The 19,370-nt window shown below is 44.7% G+C and carries 16 protein-coding genes; 12 read left to right on the forward strand and 4 right to left on the reverse strand.

Going from position 1 to position 19,370, the window contains the following annotated elements:
* The first annotated feature begins 850 nt into the window (after positions 1 to 850).
* Positions 851 to 1,624, forward strand: coding sequence for a VIT1/CCC1 transporter family protein (locus tag OYT88_RS18870; protein ID WP_274401913.1), 774 nt, complete (start codon positions 851 to 853; stop codon positions 1,622 to 1,624).
* A gap of 17 nt (positions 1,625 to 1,641) precedes the next feature.
* Entirely contained in the window at positions 1,642 to 2,331 is a 690-nt protein-coding gene (locus OYT88_RS18875) for a VIT1/CCC1 transporter family protein (protein ID WP_274401914.1), read from the forward strand.
* 1,260 nt (positions 2,332 to 3,591) lie between these two features.
* Here OYT88_RS18875 and OYT88_RS18880 read toward each other — a convergent pair.
* Positions 3,592 to 4,356, reverse strand: a complete 765-nt coding sequence (locus OYT88_RS18880) for an SDR family NAD(P)-dependent oxidoreductase (protein WP_274401915.1) — start codon at positions 4,354 to 4,356, stop codon at positions 3,592 to 3,594.
* 125 nt (positions 4,357 to 4,481) lie between these two features.
* Between OYT88_RS18880 and OYT88_RS18885 the strand changes: the two genes are divergently transcribed.
* The 7 genes from OYT88_RS18885 (at position 4,482) to OYT88_RS18910 (ending at position 12,313) form a co-directional block, all read left to right on the forward strand.
* The gene (locus OYT88_RS18885) at positions 4,482 to 4,868 is read left to right on the forward strand and encodes a MerR family transcriptional regulator (protein ID WP_274401916.1); all 387 of its coding nucleotides are present in this window, start codon (positions 4,482 to 4,484) and stop codon (positions 4,866 to 4,868) included.
* Between the two features lie 816 nt (positions 4,869 to 5,684).
* On the forward strand, positions 5,685 to 6,344 hold the full coding sequence (locus OYT88_RS18890; RefSeq protein WP_274401917.1) for a TetR/AcrR family transcriptional regulator: 660 nt from the start codon (positions 5,685 to 5,687) through the stop codon (positions 6,342 to 6,344).
* A 456-nt stretch (positions 6,345 to 6,800) separates the two neighbouring features.
* On the forward strand, positions 6,801 to 7,646 hold the full coding sequence (locus OYT88_RS18895; RefSeq protein ID WP_274401918.1) for a MerR family transcriptional regulator: 846 nt from the start codon (positions 6,801 to 6,803) through the stop codon (positions 7,644 to 7,646).
* On the forward strand, positions 7,639 to 9,186 hold the full coding sequence (locus OYT88_RS18900; RefSeq protein WP_338000563.1) for an ABC transporter ATP-binding protein: 1,548 nt from the start codon (positions 7,639 to 7,641) through the stop codon (positions 9,184 to 9,186). The genes OYT88_RS18895 and OYT88_RS18900 overlap by 8 nt, the downstream gene beginning before the upstream one ends.
* Before the next feature lie 44 nt (positions 9,187 to 9,230).
* Complete coding sequence (locus OYT88_RS20850) at positions 9,231 to 9,365, forward strand: hypothetical protein (RefSeq protein WP_338000564.1); 135 nt, start codon at positions 9,231 to 9,233, stop codon at positions 9,363 to 9,365.
* Positions 9,362 to 11,461, forward strand: coding sequence for an ABC transporter ATP-binding protein (locus OYT88_RS18905; RefSeq protein ID WP_274401919.1), 2,100 nt, complete (start codon positions 9,362 to 9,364; stop codon positions 11,459 to 11,461). The genes OYT88_RS20850 and OYT88_RS18905 overlap by 4 nt, the downstream gene beginning before the upstream one ends.
* Before the next feature lie 201 nt (positions 11,462 to 11,662).
* Positions 11,663 to 12,313: a DNA-3-methyladenine glycosylase gene (locus OYT88_RS18910; protein WP_274401920.1), complete on the forward strand. Its 651-nt coding sequence runs from the start codon at positions 11,663 to 11,665 to the stop codon at positions 12,311 to 12,313.
* A gap of 409 nt (positions 12,314 to 12,722) precedes the next feature.
* Here the strand turns inward: OYT88_RS18910 and OYT88_RS18915 are convergent, their stop codons facing one another.
* Together OYT88_RS18915 and OYT88_RS18920 are read right to left on the reverse strand one after the other, a co-directional pair.
* Positions 12,723 to 13,553: an SDR family NAD(P)-dependent oxidoreductase gene (locus OYT88_RS18915; protein WP_274401921.1), complete on the reverse strand. Its 831-nt coding sequence runs from the start codon at positions 13,551 to 13,553 to the stop codon at positions 12,723 to 12,725.
* Positions 13,554 to 13,640: 87 nt separating this feature from the next.
* Positions 13,641 to 14,207: a TetR/AcrR family transcriptional regulator gene (locus OYT88_RS18920; protein WP_274401922.1), complete on the reverse strand. Its 567-nt coding sequence runs from the start codon at positions 14,205 to 14,207 to the stop codon at positions 13,641 to 13,643.
* Between the two features lie 358 nt (positions 14,208 to 14,565).
* Here OYT88_RS18920 and OYT88_RS18925 point away from each other — a divergent pair, with 358 nt between their 5' ends.
* Positions 14,566 to 15,312: a MerR family transcriptional regulator gene (locus OYT88_RS18925; protein ID WP_274401923.1), complete on the forward strand. Its 747-nt coding sequence runs from the start codon at positions 14,566 to 14,568 to the stop codon at positions 15,310 to 15,312.
* A gap of 557 nt (positions 15,313 to 15,869) precedes the next feature.
* On the opposite strand, the gene OYT88_RS18930 is transcribed toward OYT88_RS18925, so the two are convergent.
* Positions 15,870 to 16,445: a TetR/AcrR family transcriptional regulator gene (locus OYT88_RS18930; protein ID WP_274401924.1), complete on the reverse strand. Its 576-nt coding sequence runs from the start codon at positions 16,443 to 16,445 to the stop codon at positions 15,870 to 15,872.
* A 142-nt stretch (positions 16,446 to 16,587) separates the two neighbouring features.
* On the opposite strand from OYT88_RS18930, the gene OYT88_RS18935 reads away from it, so the two are divergent.
* Together OYT88_RS18935 and OYT88_RS18940 are read left to right on the forward strand one after the other, a co-directional pair.
* Positions 16,588 to 17,562: an SDR family NAD(P)-dependent oxidoreductase gene (locus OYT88_RS18935; protein ID WP_274401925.1), complete on the forward strand. Its 975-nt coding sequence runs from the start codon at positions 16,588 to 16,590 to the stop codon at positions 17,560 to 17,562.
* Between the two features lie 336 nt (positions 17,563 to 17,898).
* Positions 17,899 to 18,756 (forward strand): fructosamine kinase family protein, encoded by an 858-nt coding sequence (locus OYT88_RS18940; RefSeq protein WP_274401926.1) that lies wholly within the window; start codon positions 17,899 to 17,901, stop codon positions 18,754 to 18,756.
* Positions 18,757 to 19,370: the final 614 nt, after the last annotated feature.

Genomic DNA, 19,370 nt, shown 5'->3' on the forward strand with positions numbered 1-19,370 from the left:
ATAGGTGGCCGGCAACAGAAATGCTTATAAAAATAATTTGAGCAGCAAGGATATGCCTTTCTCATGACCTTATTTACAATTTTATGGTCGGCCCTCCGGAGTGTTCAGATATTGGACTGGAGGGGCTGCCATATCCGCAGACAAATTATTTTTTCAAATTCAACGGAAGGACACAGATTTGTACTGTTCTAAGCGTGGCCGCAGATCATTTTTCAGTCGGTTTGATTGTATTGAATAATTTCTCAGGATCGGCTTTGACAGAGATCTCGGGATTATCTGTAAGCTCTGTCCCAGTTGCATACGTTCATTGCATAAAACCGATAGAAGTAAAAAGCTGACAAATTATGAAATAGATGAACTTTTTTGTCATGCTGACTCAGCATATTCACTTTGAATTTCAGAACGGCTTGCCAACAACTTGGTGCGATTTTTTCGAACTCCGACGCGACCGCTCATTTTCGATCCACTTTCCGGCGATTTTTTTGACCGGATTTTGACGATATTCAGGCTTGCTTTTTTATAATTAATATTATATTATTATATTTATCAGATAGATATTAATATAATTTGTAACAATGACTATCACATAATATCTTAGATTCAAAGGATCATCATTTCGTTGTAATAGAGCTATATTAAAGCACCAATTGTGGTTTTGACTATTCAATAAGCATCCAAATGTATTTGATTGTCATTATCATTTATGATAATTCGATGTTTAAAATCAATTCAAATCATGATTAATGCAACTATTGATTCTGACGCAAATTACGGGTTTCTGCATGCTGTGGAAACTTGTTTATTGATAGATTCCAAGTATCTATATATCTTTGGGAGGGAGAAAGTGCAAATGACTGTTATTTCCGCTAATGAACCTTATGAATCAACTGTTGAACCTAAAAAAAACTGGTTACAGAAAATAAAAAACATCTTTCAGATAAACAAAATAACTAAAAAGTTTTCGCTGGCACAGAAAATCAATGTGCTCCGGGCAAGCGTGATGGGAGCAAACGATGGAATTATTTCAGTAGCAGGAATCGTCTTAGGAGTTGCCGGTGCGACAAGCAATCATTTCGCTATTTTTATTTCCGGTATCGGCGGGCTGCTTGCGGGAAATATTTCGATGGCCATGGGCGAATACGTTTCCGTTCATTCGCAGAAAGATGCACAGCAAAAGGCGACGATTGAAGAAACTCAATTATTGAAAACAGATTACGATCAACAATATCAATTTATCTCAAACAAATTAATGGCATCCGGCATCTCTTCCGAACTATCCGAAAAAGCAGCTCAGGAGATGATGGCTAAAGATCCATTGGTTACCGTTGTTCGCGAAAAGTACGGCTTTGATCCGAATGAATTTACAAGTCCTTTCGCAGCCGCACTGGCCTCCATGCTCTCTTTTACCTCAGGTGCCTTACTGCCGCTGGCCGCGATCACCCTGTTTCCGGCCCAATGGAGAATTGCCGGAACGGTATTGACCGTTGTTTTTGCCCTGATCCTGACCGGTTACAGCGCCGCAGCTTTAGGGAACGCAAACAAAATGCGGGGTATCATCCGCAACACCTTTGCAGGATTATTGACGATGCTGGCCACCTATTTTATCGGAAGTCTGTTTGCTTAAGACGGGAGGATCGGTTAATGATATTTAAAAAAACAGGAAAAACACAGACAATGGAAGAAAAACTGAACACCTTGAGAGCGGGAGTACTCGGCTCCAATGACGGCATCCTGACCGTCGTCGGCGTGCTGTTCAGCGTGGGAGCAGCAACGACCAACCACTTTACGCTTTTTATTGCCGGCCTGTCCGATCTGATCGCCTGTGCCTTTTCCATGGCCGCCGGCGAGTATGCATCGGTCAGCACACAGAAAGACACGGAAAAAGCGGTCGTAACCCATGAACAGGCTTTGATCGGTACAAATTATGAATATCAATTGCAGCATGTGACCAATTATTACCAGGACAAAGGCGTCACTCCGGCGACGGCAACGGCCATCGCCCGGCAATTGATGAAACAGAACCCATTGCAAACCGTCGTAAACGTAAAACACAATATTCATTTAGGACATTACGTGAATCCGTGGTTTGCCGCCCTGGCTTCTCTGTTTTCCGCGGGACTAGGCGGCTGCCTGCCTCTGCTGGCCGTCACCTTTCTGCCGGCGAATGAGCAATGGCCGGGAACGATAATAGCCGTCGTTCTCTCTGTGGCGCTGACAGGTTATATGAGTGCCAGGCTCGGACGCGGTTTTATAAAGAAAGCCATTATTCGCAATGTCATCATAGGCATTATCACGATGTTTATTCACTATTATGTCGGAATTTTAATCTGATCCGAATGTTTCTCCCGGCTTATTCGCCAGATAACTAAATGGAGCAGCAACACCCTTGGAAGCTGAATGACTCAGCTTCTTTTTTAACACTTTAATTCGGCCCGGTAATTGGTAGGTACAAAAATTTGAGTTTATCAGAAGTAATAGCCCGCTGATTGCCGGCATATCGAACAAGTTAAGGGCGCTGAAACAGGGCAAATAAGGTTTGGACGGTGACAATCTTATAAGCAAGCGGGATCATGTATTTTTAATATTAATGATTATCCCCCCAACTCATGTATCCAGTCGGGCCGCAGCGTGAAAACGCTGTCGATTTTTCTGAAACACGGCCGGTTTGCAAGAGCGGCAGTCTATGGCTCTGAATGTTCATGCGAACGGCGATTCATCCTTTTTTGGGGCGATAAACTCTTGACGGGGCGATACTCCGCCGGAATAGGGCGATTCTTTCTTTTTTCAGGGCGATAAACTCTTGACAGGGCGATACTTCGCCGGAATAGGGCGATTCGAGGCCAATTCAGGGCGATAGCTCGCTGCTTTCGGGCGATTCATCCTTTTTTCGGGGCGATAAACTCTCGACGGAGCGATACTCCGCCGGAACAGGGCGATTCGAGACCATTTTCGGGCGATTGTTCGCTGTTTTAGGGCGATTCTTTCTTTTTTCGGGGCGATAAACTCTTAACGGGGCGATACTCCGTCGGAACAGGGCGAATCGCAACCATTTTCGGGCGATTGTTCGCTGTTTTAGGGCGATTCATCCTTTTTTCGGGGCGATAAACTCTTGACGGGGCGATACTCCGCCGGAACAGGGCGATTCGAGGCCATTTTCGGGCGATTGTTCGCTGTTTTAGGGCGATTCATCCTTTTTTCGGGGCGATACTGGCGGAGGGCCCCGTTGTATGGATCGGATTTCAGTTCATTATCGGCCATGGCAGGCCGCTAGCCGTTTATCGGTCGTTCGTCCGTCCGGTTTATCGACCGTTAGAAGTTGTTTATTGGTCTACATGGGTTATCGGCCGTCAGCAGGTACACCCGGTTTGTCAACCGCTACATGTTTTAAAAATAAAGGAATCAATGATTGTTCTTTCCCCATTTATTCCCCAGTATCTTGAAATCAACTTTCAACCCATTATATCCAAAAAATTGCTGAGTCACAACAGCAAAAACGTCCGAAACCCTTAATTTAGAAAGGGATCAGACGTTTTATGGTTACTAGTGTCCAAAGTCACAATACATACGCCGGTTAAGCGAGAAAGCCGTCAGTTAAAGGAACATACCGCCGGAAGCCTCGATTCGTTCTCCGGTAATCCATCCCATTTCGTCGCGGCAAAGCGACGCCACGATGCCGCCGATATCGTCGGGCCGGCCGATTCTGCCGAGCGTTATCTGTGTCCCGATCTGTTCTTTGATGCCAGGAACAGCATCCAGCGCTCCGTGATGGAAATCGGTGTCGATGATGCCGGGGGCTACCGTATTGACACGAATGCCTCTCGGCCCCAATTCTTTAGCCATATAGCGCGTCATGACTTCAACAGCGCCTTTCATTGCCGCATAAGCGCTCCATCCCGGTGTCGTAAAACGCGCGAGACCTGAAGAAAAGTTAATGATTCGGCCATGATCGACAAGCTGAGGAAGCAAGTTCTGGGTCAAAAAGTACACACCTTTAAAGTGCACACGCATCATGCTGTCAAACTGTTCCTCCGTTGTTTCAGCGAATGGTGCATTGTAAGCAAATCCCGCATTATTTATCAGAAAATCAAAACGGCCGCGATTCCAAATGCTCTTCAAAACTTCTGACAGCTGAGCGGCAAATGTATGATGCAGCGCTGTCTCGCCGACGTCAAGCTGCAACGCAGCCGCTTTGCGGCCGCTGTTTTCTATTTCGTCCACAACGGCATCCGCTTTTTCTTTCTGACTGTTATAGGTGACAATCACATCCACACCCTTTTTAGCCAGCGCTAAAGCCGTACTTTTGCCGAGTCCGCGGCTTCCGCCCGTTACCAGTGCAATTTTGGTACCATCGTTCATGATCGATTCTCCCCGTCGCATTTATTTGCCATTTGAATAGTGACCATCTGTGGCATATACTGATACTAGCACTTAGATTTATATCTAAGTCAAGAACCGATACTTTATTAAGGGAGAAAATACACATGTATTCCATTAATCAAGTAGCAAAAATCTGTGACTTGTCACCTTATACCATCCGATTTTACGATAAAGAAGGGCTTCTTCCGTTCATCTCCCGCGGTAAAAACAGAAGAAGGGAATTTTCTGAAGCGGATCTCGATCTTGTCAAACTTATTTGTTGTTTGAAAAATACAGGCATGTCCATCAAGGAAATCAGACGATACATCAATTTGTGCATGCAGGGACCGGAAACCGTCGAGATGCGAAAAAAGATCATGAAGGCACATCGTGAAAATATCCTGAGGCAAATCAGCGATCTAAAAAAAAATCTCAACATTGTTGATTTGAAAATTGCTTTTTATAATACCGAAGAAGGTTCACACGCTTTTATTTCCGTCTCAAAAGATTGATTTAGAGTGCACTCCAAGGCCGGTGAAATCATGGAATACATATCTCGGGCCTGCCGCGGTTATTGGTTAGATAAGCCGGTGCCGCTGCTTTTTAATTCTTTTTTACACATGAAAAGCGCTTCAACGCTGCTATGATTCTTCGAACATGCCGGCAGATTTATTGGAAATGATCTGACTTTTAACTGTTGCGGCAACTTGATTCCACCGATTTGGTCATATTGTTAAGCACAAGCCCATTGCTGTCATTTACATAGAACTTCATTTGCGGTTAACTGCCGGCCTGTATTTTTGCTGAGAAATCCGATGGTATAACAATGATCATAGCGATGCTGCCCGGTTCAGTTCGAAGTTGCTTTCATCCAGTGTCTGATCTGTTTGAATTTGATTAAACGGCAAATGTTCTTTTAGTGATTTAACGACTGCCGGTCCTGATTGACAATGGAGACAAGAATATCCTTCGTGTGATCCGGCAGCCTGCTGAAGCCAGGAATTGTGAGACCCGCAAAGAAAAGCACAATTACCAGGACCACAATCCTGCTTATCCAGATGAAACGATTGCGAAACCATTTATCTCATTGCATGGCTGACACTCCTTATTAATGATTTCTATCAGCGAGTGAGTATATACTCATAATTCAATCCTTAATATACCATGGAAAAATCATTGGTCAATAAAACAATCGGCATGACAGATTCCGCGCCTGACGAAATCAATAAACGCTTCAAAAGGTGAATGAAATATTTTAAAAAACATTGAACTTCATGAATCAGCTTGTTAAGATGACCATAAAAAGCCCGTCTGAAGGGATGACCGATATGAGTGATAAAGGATCCACACGCTTTCTTGATTTCTACAAAAAATCACTGGAGGAAAACAAGCAATTAAGCGATAAACAGAAGCGCGTTTTGCAGGCCAGTCTTGAACTATTTTCCGAAAAAGGATTTGAGCGAACCTCAACAAGCGATCTGGCTGAACGTGCCGGGGTGGCCCAGGGAACTATTTTCAAACGATTTCAGAATAAACATGAGCTGTTGATGGCTGTGCTGGCACCGCTGTTTGGTTCCGCGTTGCCGGCAGCTGTTCAGGAGTTTATAACCGACACATTTAGCCGCCCCTATGATACGCTTGATGAATTTGTCCATAACATTGTCAGCAATCGCCTGCATTTTATTGAGGATAATCAGCGTGAACTGCGCATTATACTGGGAGAAGCACTTTACGATCCGGTCATGCTCGCTGAAGTCAAAACAATTTTCGGCAAAGCGTTGCGCGCGCAGATGCAGCCAAGCGTTGCCCATCTGCAGGCGACCGGCGAAATTGCCGACTGGCCTTACGACTATATCGCCGAATATTTGCTTATGCCGATACTTGGATATTTCGGCAAAATCCTGATCGGTCTGGAATCACTGAACATTAATGAAGAAATCCGTTATTGTACATCGTTTATCATCAAAGGGCTGAGACCGGATTCATGACGTTAAACCGGCCCTCCGATGCGCTCAGAGCAAATCCGATCAGGCTGTATCTGAACATATGCATTAAGTACGGTTTTTAATGTCAGAAAATTTAAATATATATCATTTTCAATCGTTTTCCCCCGTCTGCGACCGAATGTCCGGTCATTTTTATATCGCCGCATAAGCGTTTCAACACACACACGATTCAAAGAACAATTAAGGATCCTGTCGCGATCGGCAAGGAAACGAGCATTACGTCAAAAAGAACACCCCTCTAAAATGTACACGCATTATGCCGGCAGGCTGTTTCTCCGCTGTTTCACCAAATGGAACATTGATTTTTGCGATATCCTTTTACGCCAAATCAGACCACAGATCTGCGGCCAGCGGCCGGTTTCGTTCACGATAACTTTAAAATGCCTGTTGCTGACGACGCAGCGTCGTGTGCTAGGATAATCCACGAGGTGAGCGAAGATGGAAAACGAAGAAGAGCGCGTGTTTACAGTGGGCGAGCTGGCAAACCTAGTCGGCGTCACTGTCAGGACGCTTCAATATTATGATCAGACAAACCTGCTCCGTTCAGCATATAACGACAGCCATAAAAGAGTCTATAATCTCGACGATCTGCTAAAATTGCAGCAAATTCTGTTTTTGAAATCACTGGGCTTTTCACTCGAAGAAATCGGCGGCAAGATTCTCAAACAGGGGAGTTCCGTCGATTTAGAAAAGGTCATGGAGGGACAACGCGAAGTCCTGATCGGAAAAGTCCGAAATTTAAACAGGATTATTGAAACATTGGATTTAGTGATTTCAGAGACAAAATCCGGAAAAAAAATCAGTATGGATAAACTGATAACCATACTGAAGCTGATGAATCAAGGAAATCCGTATTCCTTTGTCATCCATTATTTCAATGACGAGCAGCTCAAAAAAATAAACAGCCGCATGCTGGAAAATACGGAAAAACAGGGTGCCGCAAATGCGGTCTTTTCACAGCTTGACATTCTTTACCGCAAAGGGGCCGACCCGGCCGGAAAAGAAGGTCAGGATCTTGCAAAACAGTGGTGGAATCTGGTTTGTGATTTTGCTTCCGGCGATCCGGACATGTTTCAGACACTGTTCTCAGCCGGGCAGGATCTCGACAATTGGCCGGAGAGCACGAAAGGCATTCAAAAACCGATCGAGGATTTTTTAGTCAAGGCATTCAATCTCTATTTACAGCAAAACGGAATTCATCCCGAAGACATTTGCCGGAAAAAGGATCGACTAAGCGGCAGTACCCGCGATCAGGATCCTACTCGGAGGCGGCCTCATGCTTAAGATGTTTCAAAATCTGCGCAACCGCGTCCCGCAAGTCTGCATCCTGATTGTTCTCATTTTCGCCCAGGTGATATGTGATCTCTATCTGCCTACTCTCATGTCTTCCATTATCAACAATGGAATCATGGAAGAAAATATTCCCTATATTCTGCGTTCCGGCGCAGTGATGCTGCTCATTGCGGGAATCGGAATCCTTTGTGCCGTCATAGCGAGCTTTTTGAGTGCGCACGTATCAGCCGATCTTGGCAGCATTTTGCGAAGCCGTGTCTTTCGCTGGGTGGAGAGGTTCTCCATGCACGAATTCGACAAGTTCGGCGCTTCTACGCTGACCACCCGCACGACAAACGACATTATTCAAATTCAGACTTTTACAATTCTAATGCTCAACATGATGCTCCGCGCACCGCTGACAGCAGTCGGCGGGATCATCCTTGCCTATCGTCAGGACAAAGGACTGACCTTGATTTTCGCCGCGGCGCTTCCCGTATTGGTTGCATTGATTGCCCTCTTAATGGGGATGGCGATGCCTGTATTTAAGCGGGTTCAGAAAAACCTGGATAAGGTGAACCTCGTGATGGATGAAAATCTGGCAGGCATTCGGGTGATCCGGGCGTTCAATCGAACAGGCTATGAAAATAGACATTTCGATCACGCCAATGCCGACTTAACTGCCACTTATATCAAGGCCAACCGGATTATGGCCTTCCTGCTGCCCGCCTTCATGCTTGCGATCAATACTATTGTGTTGTGTATCCTGTGGTTTGGGAGCATCCGGGTAAACAGCGGCGAAATCAATATCGGCGCCCTGACAGCCTTTCTGCAGTATGCCGTGCTGATCTTCTCAAACTTTGTCATGTTTTCCATTATGTTTGTTTTCCTCCCCCGTGCCCAGGCCGCCGCTCAGCGCATCTCGCAGGTACTCGAAACCAAGCCGGAGATACTCGACCCGGCTTCAGCGAAGACAGCAGGCCCTCTGAAAGGAGTCGTGGAATTCCGGAATGTCACGTTTCGCTATCCCGGAGCCGAACAACCGGCTGTCAGAGACATCAATTTTCTGGCAAAGCCCGGGGAAACCACAGCTATTATCGGGGGCACCGGCAGCGGGAAATCGACCCTCGTCGATCTGATTCTGCGTTTTTACGACGTGAGTGAAGGTGAAATACTGGTTGACGGTATCAATATAAAGACGACGACGCAAAAGGAACTGCGGGCCAGAATCGGTTATATACCGCAGACTGCGGCACTCTTCAGCGGGACCGTCGCCGACAATCTTCGTTACGGGAGAGAAAATGCAACAGCCGAAGAGCTGGAACATGCCGCCAAAATTGCACAGGCGGCGGACTTTATCACGGAGACAGAAAACAGTTACAGCGCCTTGCTCTCCGAAGGCGGCCGCAATCTTTCGGGCGGCCAGAGGCAGCGTCTTTCAATCGCCCGCGCCTTGGTACGCCGCCCGGAAATCTATGTTTTCGACGATAGTTTCTCTGCATTGGATTTAAAACAGAGGCTGCGCTGCGTACTGCTCTGCAAAAAGAAGTAGGAAATGCGACTGTCTTCATCGTTGCCCAGCGTGTCGGGACAGTCATGAATGCAGACCGGATTATTGTGCTGGATAACGGAGCTGTCGCCGGTATGGGAACGCATCAGGAACTGATTAAGAACTGCCGGGTTTATCAGGATATCGTATCCTCCCAGTTTTCAAAGGAGGAGCTGGCATGAAGAAGAAGTTCAATAGGACCGATTTTTTGAAAACCGCCAAACGCCTGGCCGGCTACCTTAGGCCCCAACGGCTCCATCTCACAATCGTCATGATTTGTACGATCATTGCAGCCGTTTCCGCCGTTGCAGCGCCAAAAATCAGCGGCCTTGCGGTCGATCGGCTGGCCGATGGATTTATTGCAAAAACGGCCGTTCATAAAGAGGCCGTATCACAGGCCGCTGCCGACCAACGTATCAACAGCCTTCTCGCACAATGGAAGCAGTATTCATCGCCAGGCGAAAGAGACGCGTTTTTAAAAAGCAGCGGCCTGACAGAAAAACAATTCTCCGCTATGCAGCAGTTTGTAGAATATCCCGACGTTGAAAGGATCAAAGATGCAAATGAAAAAGCCGACACTTTTCAGAAGCTGTATGAATTGAGCCGGACAATTTCACAAGGAAAGAAAAACGGCGAACCCTCGCAAAAGAACATAACTACCGCAATCAAGGATATCCGTGAAACGGGCGGACAGATCCCATTCGGTGTGATTGGCCGGCTGCTGCTGATTATGCTGTCCGTTTATCTTCTGAGCGACATTTTTACTTTTATCATGCAATTCAAGATGGTCTCCCTTTCGCAAAAAGTGGTCCGTCAGCTGCGTCGCGACGTGAACCGCAAGTTGGCAAAGCTCCCGCTGCGCTATTTCGATTCTCATCAAAAAGGCGATATTTTAAGCCGGATGACCAACGATGTGGATACTATTTCCACAACGCTGCAGCAGAGCCTGACGCAAATCATTCAGTCAGTCTTTCAGCTGATCGGTTTTATCGTCATGATGCTGACGATCAGCCCGCTGCTGACGCTGATCATCCTTGGCACACTGCCGCTCTATCTATTGGCTGCAGGCGGCATTGCCAAACGTTCTCAGGGTTACTTCGCCGCGCAGCAGCAAATCATCGGCAGACTCAGCAGCCATACATCGGAAATGTATGCCGGACATAAAGTTGTCAAAGCATTCGGACACGAAGATCAATCCATCGCCCGGTTCGAGACCATGAATCGAGAACTCAACACGGCAAATTGGAAGGCACAATTTCTTTCCGGCCTGACGCTGCCCGCCATGAATTTTATCACCAATATCGGTTACGTACTGGTTTGCGTTGTCGGCGGTATCTTTGCCACCAGAAGCTGGATGGGTATTGGAGATATCACGGCATTTATCCAGTATGCGCGCCAGTTCAGCCAGCCGATTACTCAGGTAGCCGGTATTCTTAATATTATCCAATCGACTGCCGCCTGTGCCGAGCGTATCTTTGAAGTCCTCGATGCCAAAGAGGAAACACCTGATCCGGAAAATGCGGAACTCATCACAGAACCGCACGGCAATATTCAGTTTGAACACGTCCGCTTCCGGTACGATGAAGGCAAGCCATTGATTGAAGACATGAATCTCACGATCAAAGCAGGTGAAACCGTTGCGATCGTCGGGCCGACCGGTGCCGGGAAAACCACACTTGTGAACCTTCTGATGCGCTTTTATGAAATCAACGGCGGCAAAATCAGCTTCGACGGCGTAGACCTGCGCAAAATAAGGCGCGGCGACCTGCGCACACTGTTCGGAATGGTGCTTCAGGATACATGGCTGTTTCAGGGATCGATTGAAGACAATATCAAATATGGGCGCGAGAATGCCACTCACGACGAAGTTGTCAATGCCGCAAAGGCAGCCCATGCCAACCACTTTATCCGCAGTCTTCCAGAAGGCTATCAAACGATGATCAATGAAGAGGCTTCAAATATTTCACAGGGAGAAAAACAATTGCTGACCATTGCACGCGCCATTCTCGCCGATCCGGTCGTCCTCATTCTTGACGAGGCAACAAGCTCCGTCGACACCCGGACCGAAATGCTGATTCAAAAGGCTATGACCGCACTCATGAGAGGACGTACCAACTTTGTCATCGCGCACCGGCTGTCCACAATCCGTGACGCAAAATCCATTTTGGTGATGAACCGCGGCTCTGTTATCGAACAGGGAACCCATCCGGAATTGCTTGCCAAAGGAGGCTTCTATGCCGAACTGTATAAAGCCCAGTTCAGCGGCGCCAGCGTGTAAATCATTCGATTCAGCCGGTAAAAAGCAATTGGAAATTTAAAAATGTGTTTTCAAATTTGCAAGAAATCATGAGTTTAGAATCTATTCAGTATATCGGCACATTTGGAAAAACAGTGCCAGGCACTTCCCCGGCATTTTCGACGCTCCGCCGGTTTCTGTGCTAAGATGAAAAATGAATAAATACTCATGAGGCGGATAAAGATGATCGATCAATCAGAAACAGCGCGCTACAGTGACTTTTTCAACCATCGGCCGACAGAGGAGATTGCCCGGGCGATCTTAGGCAAACGGCTCGTCTATCGCAGCCCGCAGGGACTCCTCAGCGGCTACCTCGTTGAAGTGGAGGCTTACCTCGGCGAGAAAGACTCAACGGCACATGCTTACAAAGGCCGGCGCACGGCTGCTAACGAAGCACTGTACGGCCCGCCGGCAACGATTTACATTTTTACGCTGCGCGGCTATATGATGCTGAACGTGATCACACAAAATCCGGGCACGCCGCAAGGCATCCTGATCCGTGCCGCCGAGCCGGAGCACGGCCGGGCAATCATGGAACAAAACCGGGGAAAAACCGGCTTTGCACTGACAAGCGGGCCGGGCCGGCTGACACAAGCCTTCGGCATCCGCGACAGGTCGCTGAATCTGGAATCAATGGGCACGGCGCCGCTGCACATCGCGCTGAACGGCGGACGGCAACCGGCGGAAATTGCCGCCTCTGCCCGAATCGGCGTCAGCCGGCGCGGCAACAGTACGTTTGCTCCGTACCGTTTTTTTGTCAAGGGCAACCCATATGTCTCCGATATGAAGAAACGCGACATGGATCTTGCGACGCACGGATGGCGAATGGGGTAATCCGGGAGAAAAAGCAATTGGAGCGGAAAACGATACGGCCGGATGAAAAAGTAAATCAGCCGTGAGAAGGCGACGTCAGCAAAGAAAAATCAGCGTTATTGAGCGGGAAATCGGCACGGCAGTGCGCGGAATCAAAGCTTCAGTGCCATTAAAGCAAAAAACAGCCCCGCCGGATCACTCATCCTGGTCGGATTTGGGCGGGGAAAATATATCTATTTTACTCATTAACTTATTTTAAAATACTGTGAGGCCGGCGTATCTGCCTCAAATTTAATTCTATAATTATTCCCGCCCTTTTGCAGTCAACATGGTTAACAGACAGAACGCTGATTTACCGGGATTTCAAATGAGCCGGGGAGGCTTAAACAGGGTTAAATTCAGTTGGGGCCCCGCCATTTTCCCATCCTCCTTATCGGCTCATTCGATCCATCATTGTCCTCATTCCAAAGCGCCAAAGAGACGGATGATTTCTTGCAATCCATACTCCGATTCTATCTGTTAATGAGCGGTAATATCTTCTTGAGGGATGGGCGTCCGTCGCAGCCTTATAGAAAACTTTTGCCAGATCGAGAGAAGTAGTTGTTATCTCATGAGAAGTCAGGACTTTTTTGATGACCTGCACGAGCTTCTTGTACGGTGAATCGGCCATTAAATTTTTTTCCGCATTCTGTATCGCTATTTCTCCCCACTCAGACTGAGTACCTCCAGGTTGAATCACAATGCTCCGGAGACCAAATTGCCGGATCTCCATATCGAGTACATCCGACCAAATACCCAGTGCCGCCTTAGTTGCATGGTACCATCCGCCGAGTGGCATATAAACATTTTCTCCAATAGAAGTCACATTGATAATACGTCCGAATTTTTGTCTTCTCATCAGCGGCAGAACGAGTTTAGACAGCTCACTGGCTGCAAATAAATTGACATCAAATTGATATTTGACATTTTCAAGACTAACTTCTTCAAGCGGCCCATACTCGCCATAACCTGCATTATTGATCAGCACATCTATTCGGCCCTGTTCTTTTATTGCCGCCTCGACAAAGCTTTTATTTGATTCATTGTCCGTAACATCCAGTCGATGGGTATGAATGCCAAGTTCCTGCAGATCTTTCATACGCTGCGTTCGTCTGGCACCCGCATAAACAATCCAGCCGTGATCATAAAAATATTTTGCGCTTTCATGCCCCATGCCTGATGAAGCGCCCGTAATAAGCACCACTTTCTTTTCATTTGTCATCTTCAAAGCTCCTTTATAATGACCGAACGATCGGTCATTTTTAATTTTATTAAAAAACGCATGGCTGCGTTTTTGTGAACCATTGACTTATTCTTGCACCTTCATTGCTCTCAATACCATATGAATCATAGATTCGATTTCCGAATCTGTCAGCGTTTCATTCATCTGTGCCACCTTCATAGGTAATGAAAAGAAAGCCGCATAGACATATGCCGGCGCTCTAACAAAGTGCGGATTTTTGATAATTTCTTCAAAAGTTCGATAAATAGGCGCAGCCGTCGTTTCCGCATATTGATGTGCTTCTTCACTGACCACACTTGGATTGGTCAGGACCGCCTCCATAAACTTTGCTTCTTTAGGGTAACGCTGGTAACGCCGAACAAAGTGGCAAATGAAGGCGCCGATGCGTTCATCTAAATCGGGATGCTCCGCTTCAACTTCGGCAATACCTTCATCCATCAAATCCTTTACATACATATAGGTTTTAGAAAGCAGTTCCTCTTTATCTTTAAAATAGACATATACTGTTGATTTGGATATTCCGGCTGCCGCTGCAATTTTACTGATGGACAAATTGACCAGATCATTCGTTGACGTCAAGCTAAAAACTGCATTGCGAATCATTTGTAATTTATTCTTATCTCTATTTTTCATAGTGCAATAATAACCGAACGGTCGGTCATTGTCAATTGTTTCAGTTTAAAAACTAAGTTCTAAACGGCCCCGGCTCTTCATCCGCTTTACTTTTAAGAATCGCTGTGCACTCCGATTTTCGGTCATAGATCAGACAAAAAGCGAGCGGGATAAAAAATGTGACGCTCAAAATTATCCGTTCATTTTGGGAGGCACCAGATCGAGAACAACCAGATGCCATTCATGATCGGATCAGTCTTTTTATCGCTGTGTTCTTTTGTAAATTCACTTACAATTTTTAAAGAAAAAAATGAAATACATGTGTTGACTCTTACCTTAGAAGATACTTTAGTATAGAGAACAACGAAAGGAGGAAAAAATGTACACCGTTCATGAAGTCGCAGAGCTGTCCCATACAACAGTCAAGACACTGCACCACTATCACAAACTAGGTCTTTTAGTTCCGGAGCAAACGACAGAAGCAGGCTACCGTTTATACGGGAAAAAAGATTTAGAACGATTGCAGCAAATTCTTTTCTATAAAGAACTGGACTTTCCACTCAAAGAAATTAAACAATTATTAGGCAGTGAAATTGACAGAGAGAATACGCTGATTCAGCAAAAACATTTATTAGAACAAAAAATTGATCGATTTAAAGGATTGATCAAGACAATCAATGCCTCGATCAAGAGTGCCAAAAAAGGAGTCGATTTAGATATGGAAAACCTGTTTAAAGGTTTTGAAACCGAAGAAGAATGGCAGGAGGCCTTAAAAGATCAAAATGAATATTTGAAAAAAGAATATGATTTTGACTTATCCAATCAAAAAATGGATGTAGAGTCAATGAACGACTCCGCCATGGAAGCACAATCATTTAATAAAGATATGATTCAGTTCTTACAAGAAGGGGGCGCCGCAAATGATCCAAAGGTCTTGGATCGTGTAAAAGAACATTTATCTTTCTTAGAAAAGAAAGGGCAGCCGGCAACACCGCAGGTCTTTTTAAACCAGACAGAATTTTTCATCGTTGACAGATTTCACAGAAATATGCTTGAAAAACAGCAAGCGGGTTACACCTATTTTCTAAATAAAGCAGCGGTTTATTATTTGGCAAATATAAAATAGAACACAATGCCTGACCATGCACAGATGCGTGCCTTCTTAAAACGGGACTTTGATTGCAATGGTTGGGCAAAAAAGGAAACAGCCAATGAAGTATGAGATTTTATGATACGTATACAATATCGCGAGTGCCAAATATATAGATTTACTATTGGTATAGGGAAACAGTAGTTTAGGCTAAATCGCGCGCCTAACTTTTTCATAAAATACACTGATTTAACAAAAATTCCGTCGAAAAGATGACCGATGGAATTTTTTAAATACAACGAAACTTCATTCTAACAGATAGACTCTCGTCATATGATAGATTTCTCCCCTGTCCATAAACACTCTTTAAAAGATTTTCAAGATCACGTTCCGACATTTTCTGTTCATTTTTTCCACAGTCACACTTTATATTAGAACGCCTTCTTTGTCTGGGTAAAATGGAATATGAATAATCGTGCATGGGTAGTTCAGTATAAGCAAATGAGGATAAATTGAAGGTGCCTGTAATGATAAAAATTTAATAACCACCCGGTTCCGCAATTACGCCTGTGATTATCATGAGTTATTCAAACTTAAATAAAGATCAAATCTACAAATAAATGAATTAAACCGGTTGGATCAGCTAATCCCTTCTTAGATTCCAGATGCCCGGCAGAATTAAGTTCAACCAGTCCGAAAATAAATGCAGATGCCATTGCTGTTAATTGTCTCGCAGATTTATTTATCGTGCATTTTTGTTCCCGAGCTTTTTCTAAACATTCTTCAAAAATTGAAAACAATTGAAAAGCTGAAGTGTGCAGGTTGGGATATTGTTCCTTATTCCACTGTCTGCGGAACATCAAGGGATAATGATCCTGGTTCTTTATTCCAAAATCATAAAAGGTACATAAAATTTCATAAACAAGTTTTCGGGAATCGTCTATTTCTTCAATCAATTTGCAAATGCAAGTTTTTATCGTATTAAAATTTTCAGTCACAATGGCTGCAAGTAAATCATCTTTATTTTTAAAATATACATAGACCGCACTTCTGGATAAATTCATTTCTTTTCCAAGGTCGCGCATACTAACTGAATCAACACCATTGGTATCAATCATTTTTCTTGTGACATCAATCAGTCTTTGTTTCGTATCATTGCTGCTTTTCATAGTGCCCTCTTCTACAGATATATTTACAATTAATTTTACAGCGTTACGTTGACACCGTCAACGTTTGAGACTACAATAAGCGTAAGTTGACAGTGTCAACAGTGAAATATACTAACTCCAATTTTAGAAGGGACGTGTAATTATGCCGGCCGAAACGAATTCAAGTAAAAAAACGATTATTATAACCGGTGGGAACTCTGGATTAGGTTATGCCTGTGCTAGAAACATGGCTAAAGCCCACAAGAATATTCATGTTATACTGGCTTGCCGTCATGCAGCTAAAGCAAACAAAGCAGTACATTCACTCATTAAAGCAACAAATAATAACAACATAACTTCTTTGGAACTTGACCTTTCATCCTTAGAATCTGTAAGAGATTTTGTAACCAGATTTTCGAGTTCAGGTTTTCCACCACTGTATGCTCTCGTTTGTAATGCAGGATTGATTATGATCGATAAAACTCGTTATACCAAAGACGGCTTTGAAAGTACCTTTGGGGTTAATCATCTCGGACATTTTCTACTAGCCAATATGCTGCTCGAAAAAATGACTCATTCAGGTAGAATAGTTTTTGTCAGCAGCGGAACTCATGACCCGGCAAATAAGACAATAGTTGCTGTGCCCGTATATGAGAGTGCTAGATTGCTAGCCTATCCTAAGAAAATGGGGCAAAATAAAAATATGCTTACCGTTGGCCAACGTCGATATTCTACTTCAAAATTATGTAATATATACTGTACTTACGAGTTAGCCGAAAGAATACAACAACAAACTGATAAAAATATTACCGTAAATGCTTTTGATCCCGGACAGATGCCAGGTACAGGTTTTTCTCGGACTTTTCCTCTTTTTATGAGATTTTTCACTAAATATATTAACTATATCTCTGTCTTATTCCGCCCAAATGTTAATACTCCTAATAAATCTGGCAAGGCATTAGCATCGCTGATCATTAATCCCGAATTTAATGAAATCACAGGCAAATATTTTGAAGGTACGCGGGAAATAAGGTCTTCAGAACTTTCCTATAACCGGGAAAATAGGAAAAATTTATGGAAGACAAGTGTGGAACTGTCAAAACTAAACAAAACGGAAACACTATTAAACTTAGACTAAGAATCATTCACTATATAATGAAAAGCGCATTGTTTAATGATTATTTGTACAATGGAGAGATGATATGTATTAGCTTGTGCAACTTTTTTTATAACACGTGTAAATGATAAGCTCAGTCTGAGAGTGTCGCGTATTTTGCAAACGGCAGGGCTTCCAGTGGGGGCTATTGCCGCTTACATAGTGCATTGGCTGTAATTGTACCCAGAATTAAAATGATCGCTTCATCATTCCGCATCTGAGTCATTATAAAGTAGCATTTTCCTGAATGCCTGTTTTTGAATCGTCACGTTCTATAATTGAAGTGAACGATTTACCACTGTACGAGGAGGAAGAGCAATGATCTATGATTGGATCAATCAATTGCCGCTGGAGGATGTGCGGCAGATCACACAGGTTGGCGGAGGAGATGTGAATCAGGCTTTCCGGATCGATACCGGAAAGGAAAACTATTTTCTTCTTTATCAGCCGAATCAGCCGAAAAGTTTCTATGCAGGTGAAATTGCCGGGTTAAATGCTTTTAAAGAAGCCGGCATTCTGGCTCCGCGGGTGATTGCCAGCGGACAGACAAACAAGGGAGCCTATCTGTTGCTCAATTACCTTGAGCACGGCACCGGGAAACAATCGGATTTAGGAAAACTGGTTGCCCATCTTCACCACTATAAAAGCCCGAACGGCCGATTCGGCTTTGACTATCCCTATTCGGGTTCCAGCATTTCATTCAATAATGACTGGACGGATTCATGGACAGATTTGTTCGTCAACCGGCGTCTGGATGTACTTGCCGCATTACTGCAAAAGAAACGGCTATGGACGAGCCATGAAGTCAAGCTGTACGAAAAAAGCCGTGACCTCATTGTCTCTGAACTGGCGCACCACACGAGTAAACCTGAGCTGCTGCATGGCGATCTGTGGGGCGGCAACTATATGTTCCTGGCGGATGGTTCCCCCGTATTAATCGATCCTGCAGCGGTCTACGGCGATCGTGAACTGGATATTGGCGTCACCACGGTCTTCGGCGGTTTCACCTCTGAATTTTACCGAGCTTACACAGCAGCTTATCCGTTTGATAAAGGCTTTGAGAAACGACTGACATTTTATCAGCTATATTACCTGATGGTTCACCTGCATAAATTCGGTGCCAGCTATGCAGGCAGTGTTTCTGCAAAACTGCATCAAATTAGCAGGAAAAATTAATTCGCTCGCTTAATTAACTTTTTTCAGCTACTGCCACCGACAAAATCGGCGGATTGACAGCAACGCCAGATGGGCAGAAGGATGGCTCAATCCCGGATTGCCCTTAATTAAATTTCATATATTTTCAAACTGTTTCTTCGGCTCTCTCCCCCACAAGAAAGCTAATATAGGTTCAGAAAAAAGGATAAACGCCTGGATTAAAGCGAGGCGCCTTATTCCTGTCCTGCCAGCCAGCTGCTGCTAACAGGCTGAGGCTGAGCCGGATCCCATTAGTTCTAGGTTTCCCTCCGCAACAAGGACAAAGAACCTTCCCCATACTCTTAACCGAGAACACCGGTTAGCTGCTTATCAACAAGGCATTAGTCTGGTAATCCATATAGTTTGTTTGGAGGACGTCTCTCGTGTAAGGGGTATTACACGATGATAGAGATGTCCTTTTTCTTTCTTAGAAATCAGTGCCGGATATAATGACCATAGTAATTATATTCAGCACTGATTGGACAGACAAACCCGTCAACTATCAGCTAAAATCAGGCGTCAATAACATGACTAACTGTGATTTTCTATTGGCTAACACAGTCTAGTACATACCGAAATCAGGATGTTTCATCTTG

Origin of the sequence: Sporolactobacillus sp. CQH2019 (assembly GCF_028765345.1) — a bacterium.
In the GTDB taxonomy this organism is placed as follows: Bacteria; Bacillota; Bacilli; order Bacillales; family Sporolactobacillaceae; genus Sporolactobacillus.

Coding starts and splice junctions, on each gene's coding strand:
- OYT88_RS18870 (WP_274401913.1), top strand. CDS start 851: ATGACTGTTATTTCCGCTAATGAACCTTATGAATCAACTGTTGAACCT.
- OYT88_RS18875 (WP_274401914.1), top strand. CDS start 1,642: ATGATATTTAAAAAAACAGGAAAAACACAGACAATGGAAGAAAAACTG.
- OYT88_RS18880 (WP_274401915.1), bottom strand. CDS start 4,356: ATGAACGATGGTACCAAAATTGCACTGGTAACGGGCGGAAGCCGCGGA.
- OYT88_RS18885 (WP_274401916.1), top strand. CDS start 4,482: ATGTATTCCATTAATCAAGTAGCAAAAATCTGTGACTTGTCACCTTAT.
- OYT88_RS18890 (WP_274401917.1), top strand. CDS start 5,685: ATGAGTGATAAAGGATCCACACGCTTTCTTGATTTCTACAAAAAATCA.
- OYT88_RS18895 (WP_274401918.1), top strand. CDS start 6,801: ATGGAAAACGAAGAAGAGCGCGTGTTTACAGTGGGCGAGCTGGCAAAC.
- OYT88_RS18900 (WP_338000563.1), top strand. CDS start 7,639: ATGCTTAAGATGTTTCAAAATCTGCGCAACCGCGTCCCGCAAGTCTGC.
- OYT88_RS20850 (WP_338000564.1), top strand. CDS start 9,231: ATGAATGCAGACCGGATTATTGTGCTGGATAACGGAGCTGTCGCCGGT.
- OYT88_RS18905 (WP_274401919.1), top strand. CDS start 9,362: ATGAAGAAGAAGTTCAATAGGACCGATTTTTTGAAAACCGCCAAACGC.
- OYT88_RS18910 (WP_274401920.1), top strand. CDS start 11,663: ATGATCGATCAATCAGAAACAGCGCGCTACAGTGACTTTTTCAACCAT.
- OYT88_RS18915 (WP_274401921.1), bottom strand. CDS start 13,553: ATGACAAATGAAAAGAAAGTGGTGCTTATTACGGGCGCTTCATCAGGC.
- OYT88_RS18920 (WP_274401922.1), bottom strand. CDS start 14,207: ATGAAAAATAGAGATAAGAATAAATTACAAATGATTCGCAATGCAGTT.
- OYT88_RS18925 (WP_274401923.1), top strand. CDS start 14,566: ATGTACACCGTTCATGAAGTCGCAGAGCTGTCCCATACAACAGTCAAG.
- OYT88_RS18930 (WP_274401924.1), bottom strand. CDS start 16,445: ATGAAAAGCAGCAATGATACGAAACAAAGACTGATTGATGTCACAAGA.
- OYT88_RS18935 (WP_274401925.1), top strand. CDS start 16,588: ATGCCGGCCGAAACGAATTCAAGTAAAAAAACGATTATTATAACCGGT.
- OYT88_RS18940 (WP_274401926.1), top strand. CDS start 17,899: ATGATCTATGATTGGATCAATCAATTGCCGCTGGAGGATGTGCGGCAG.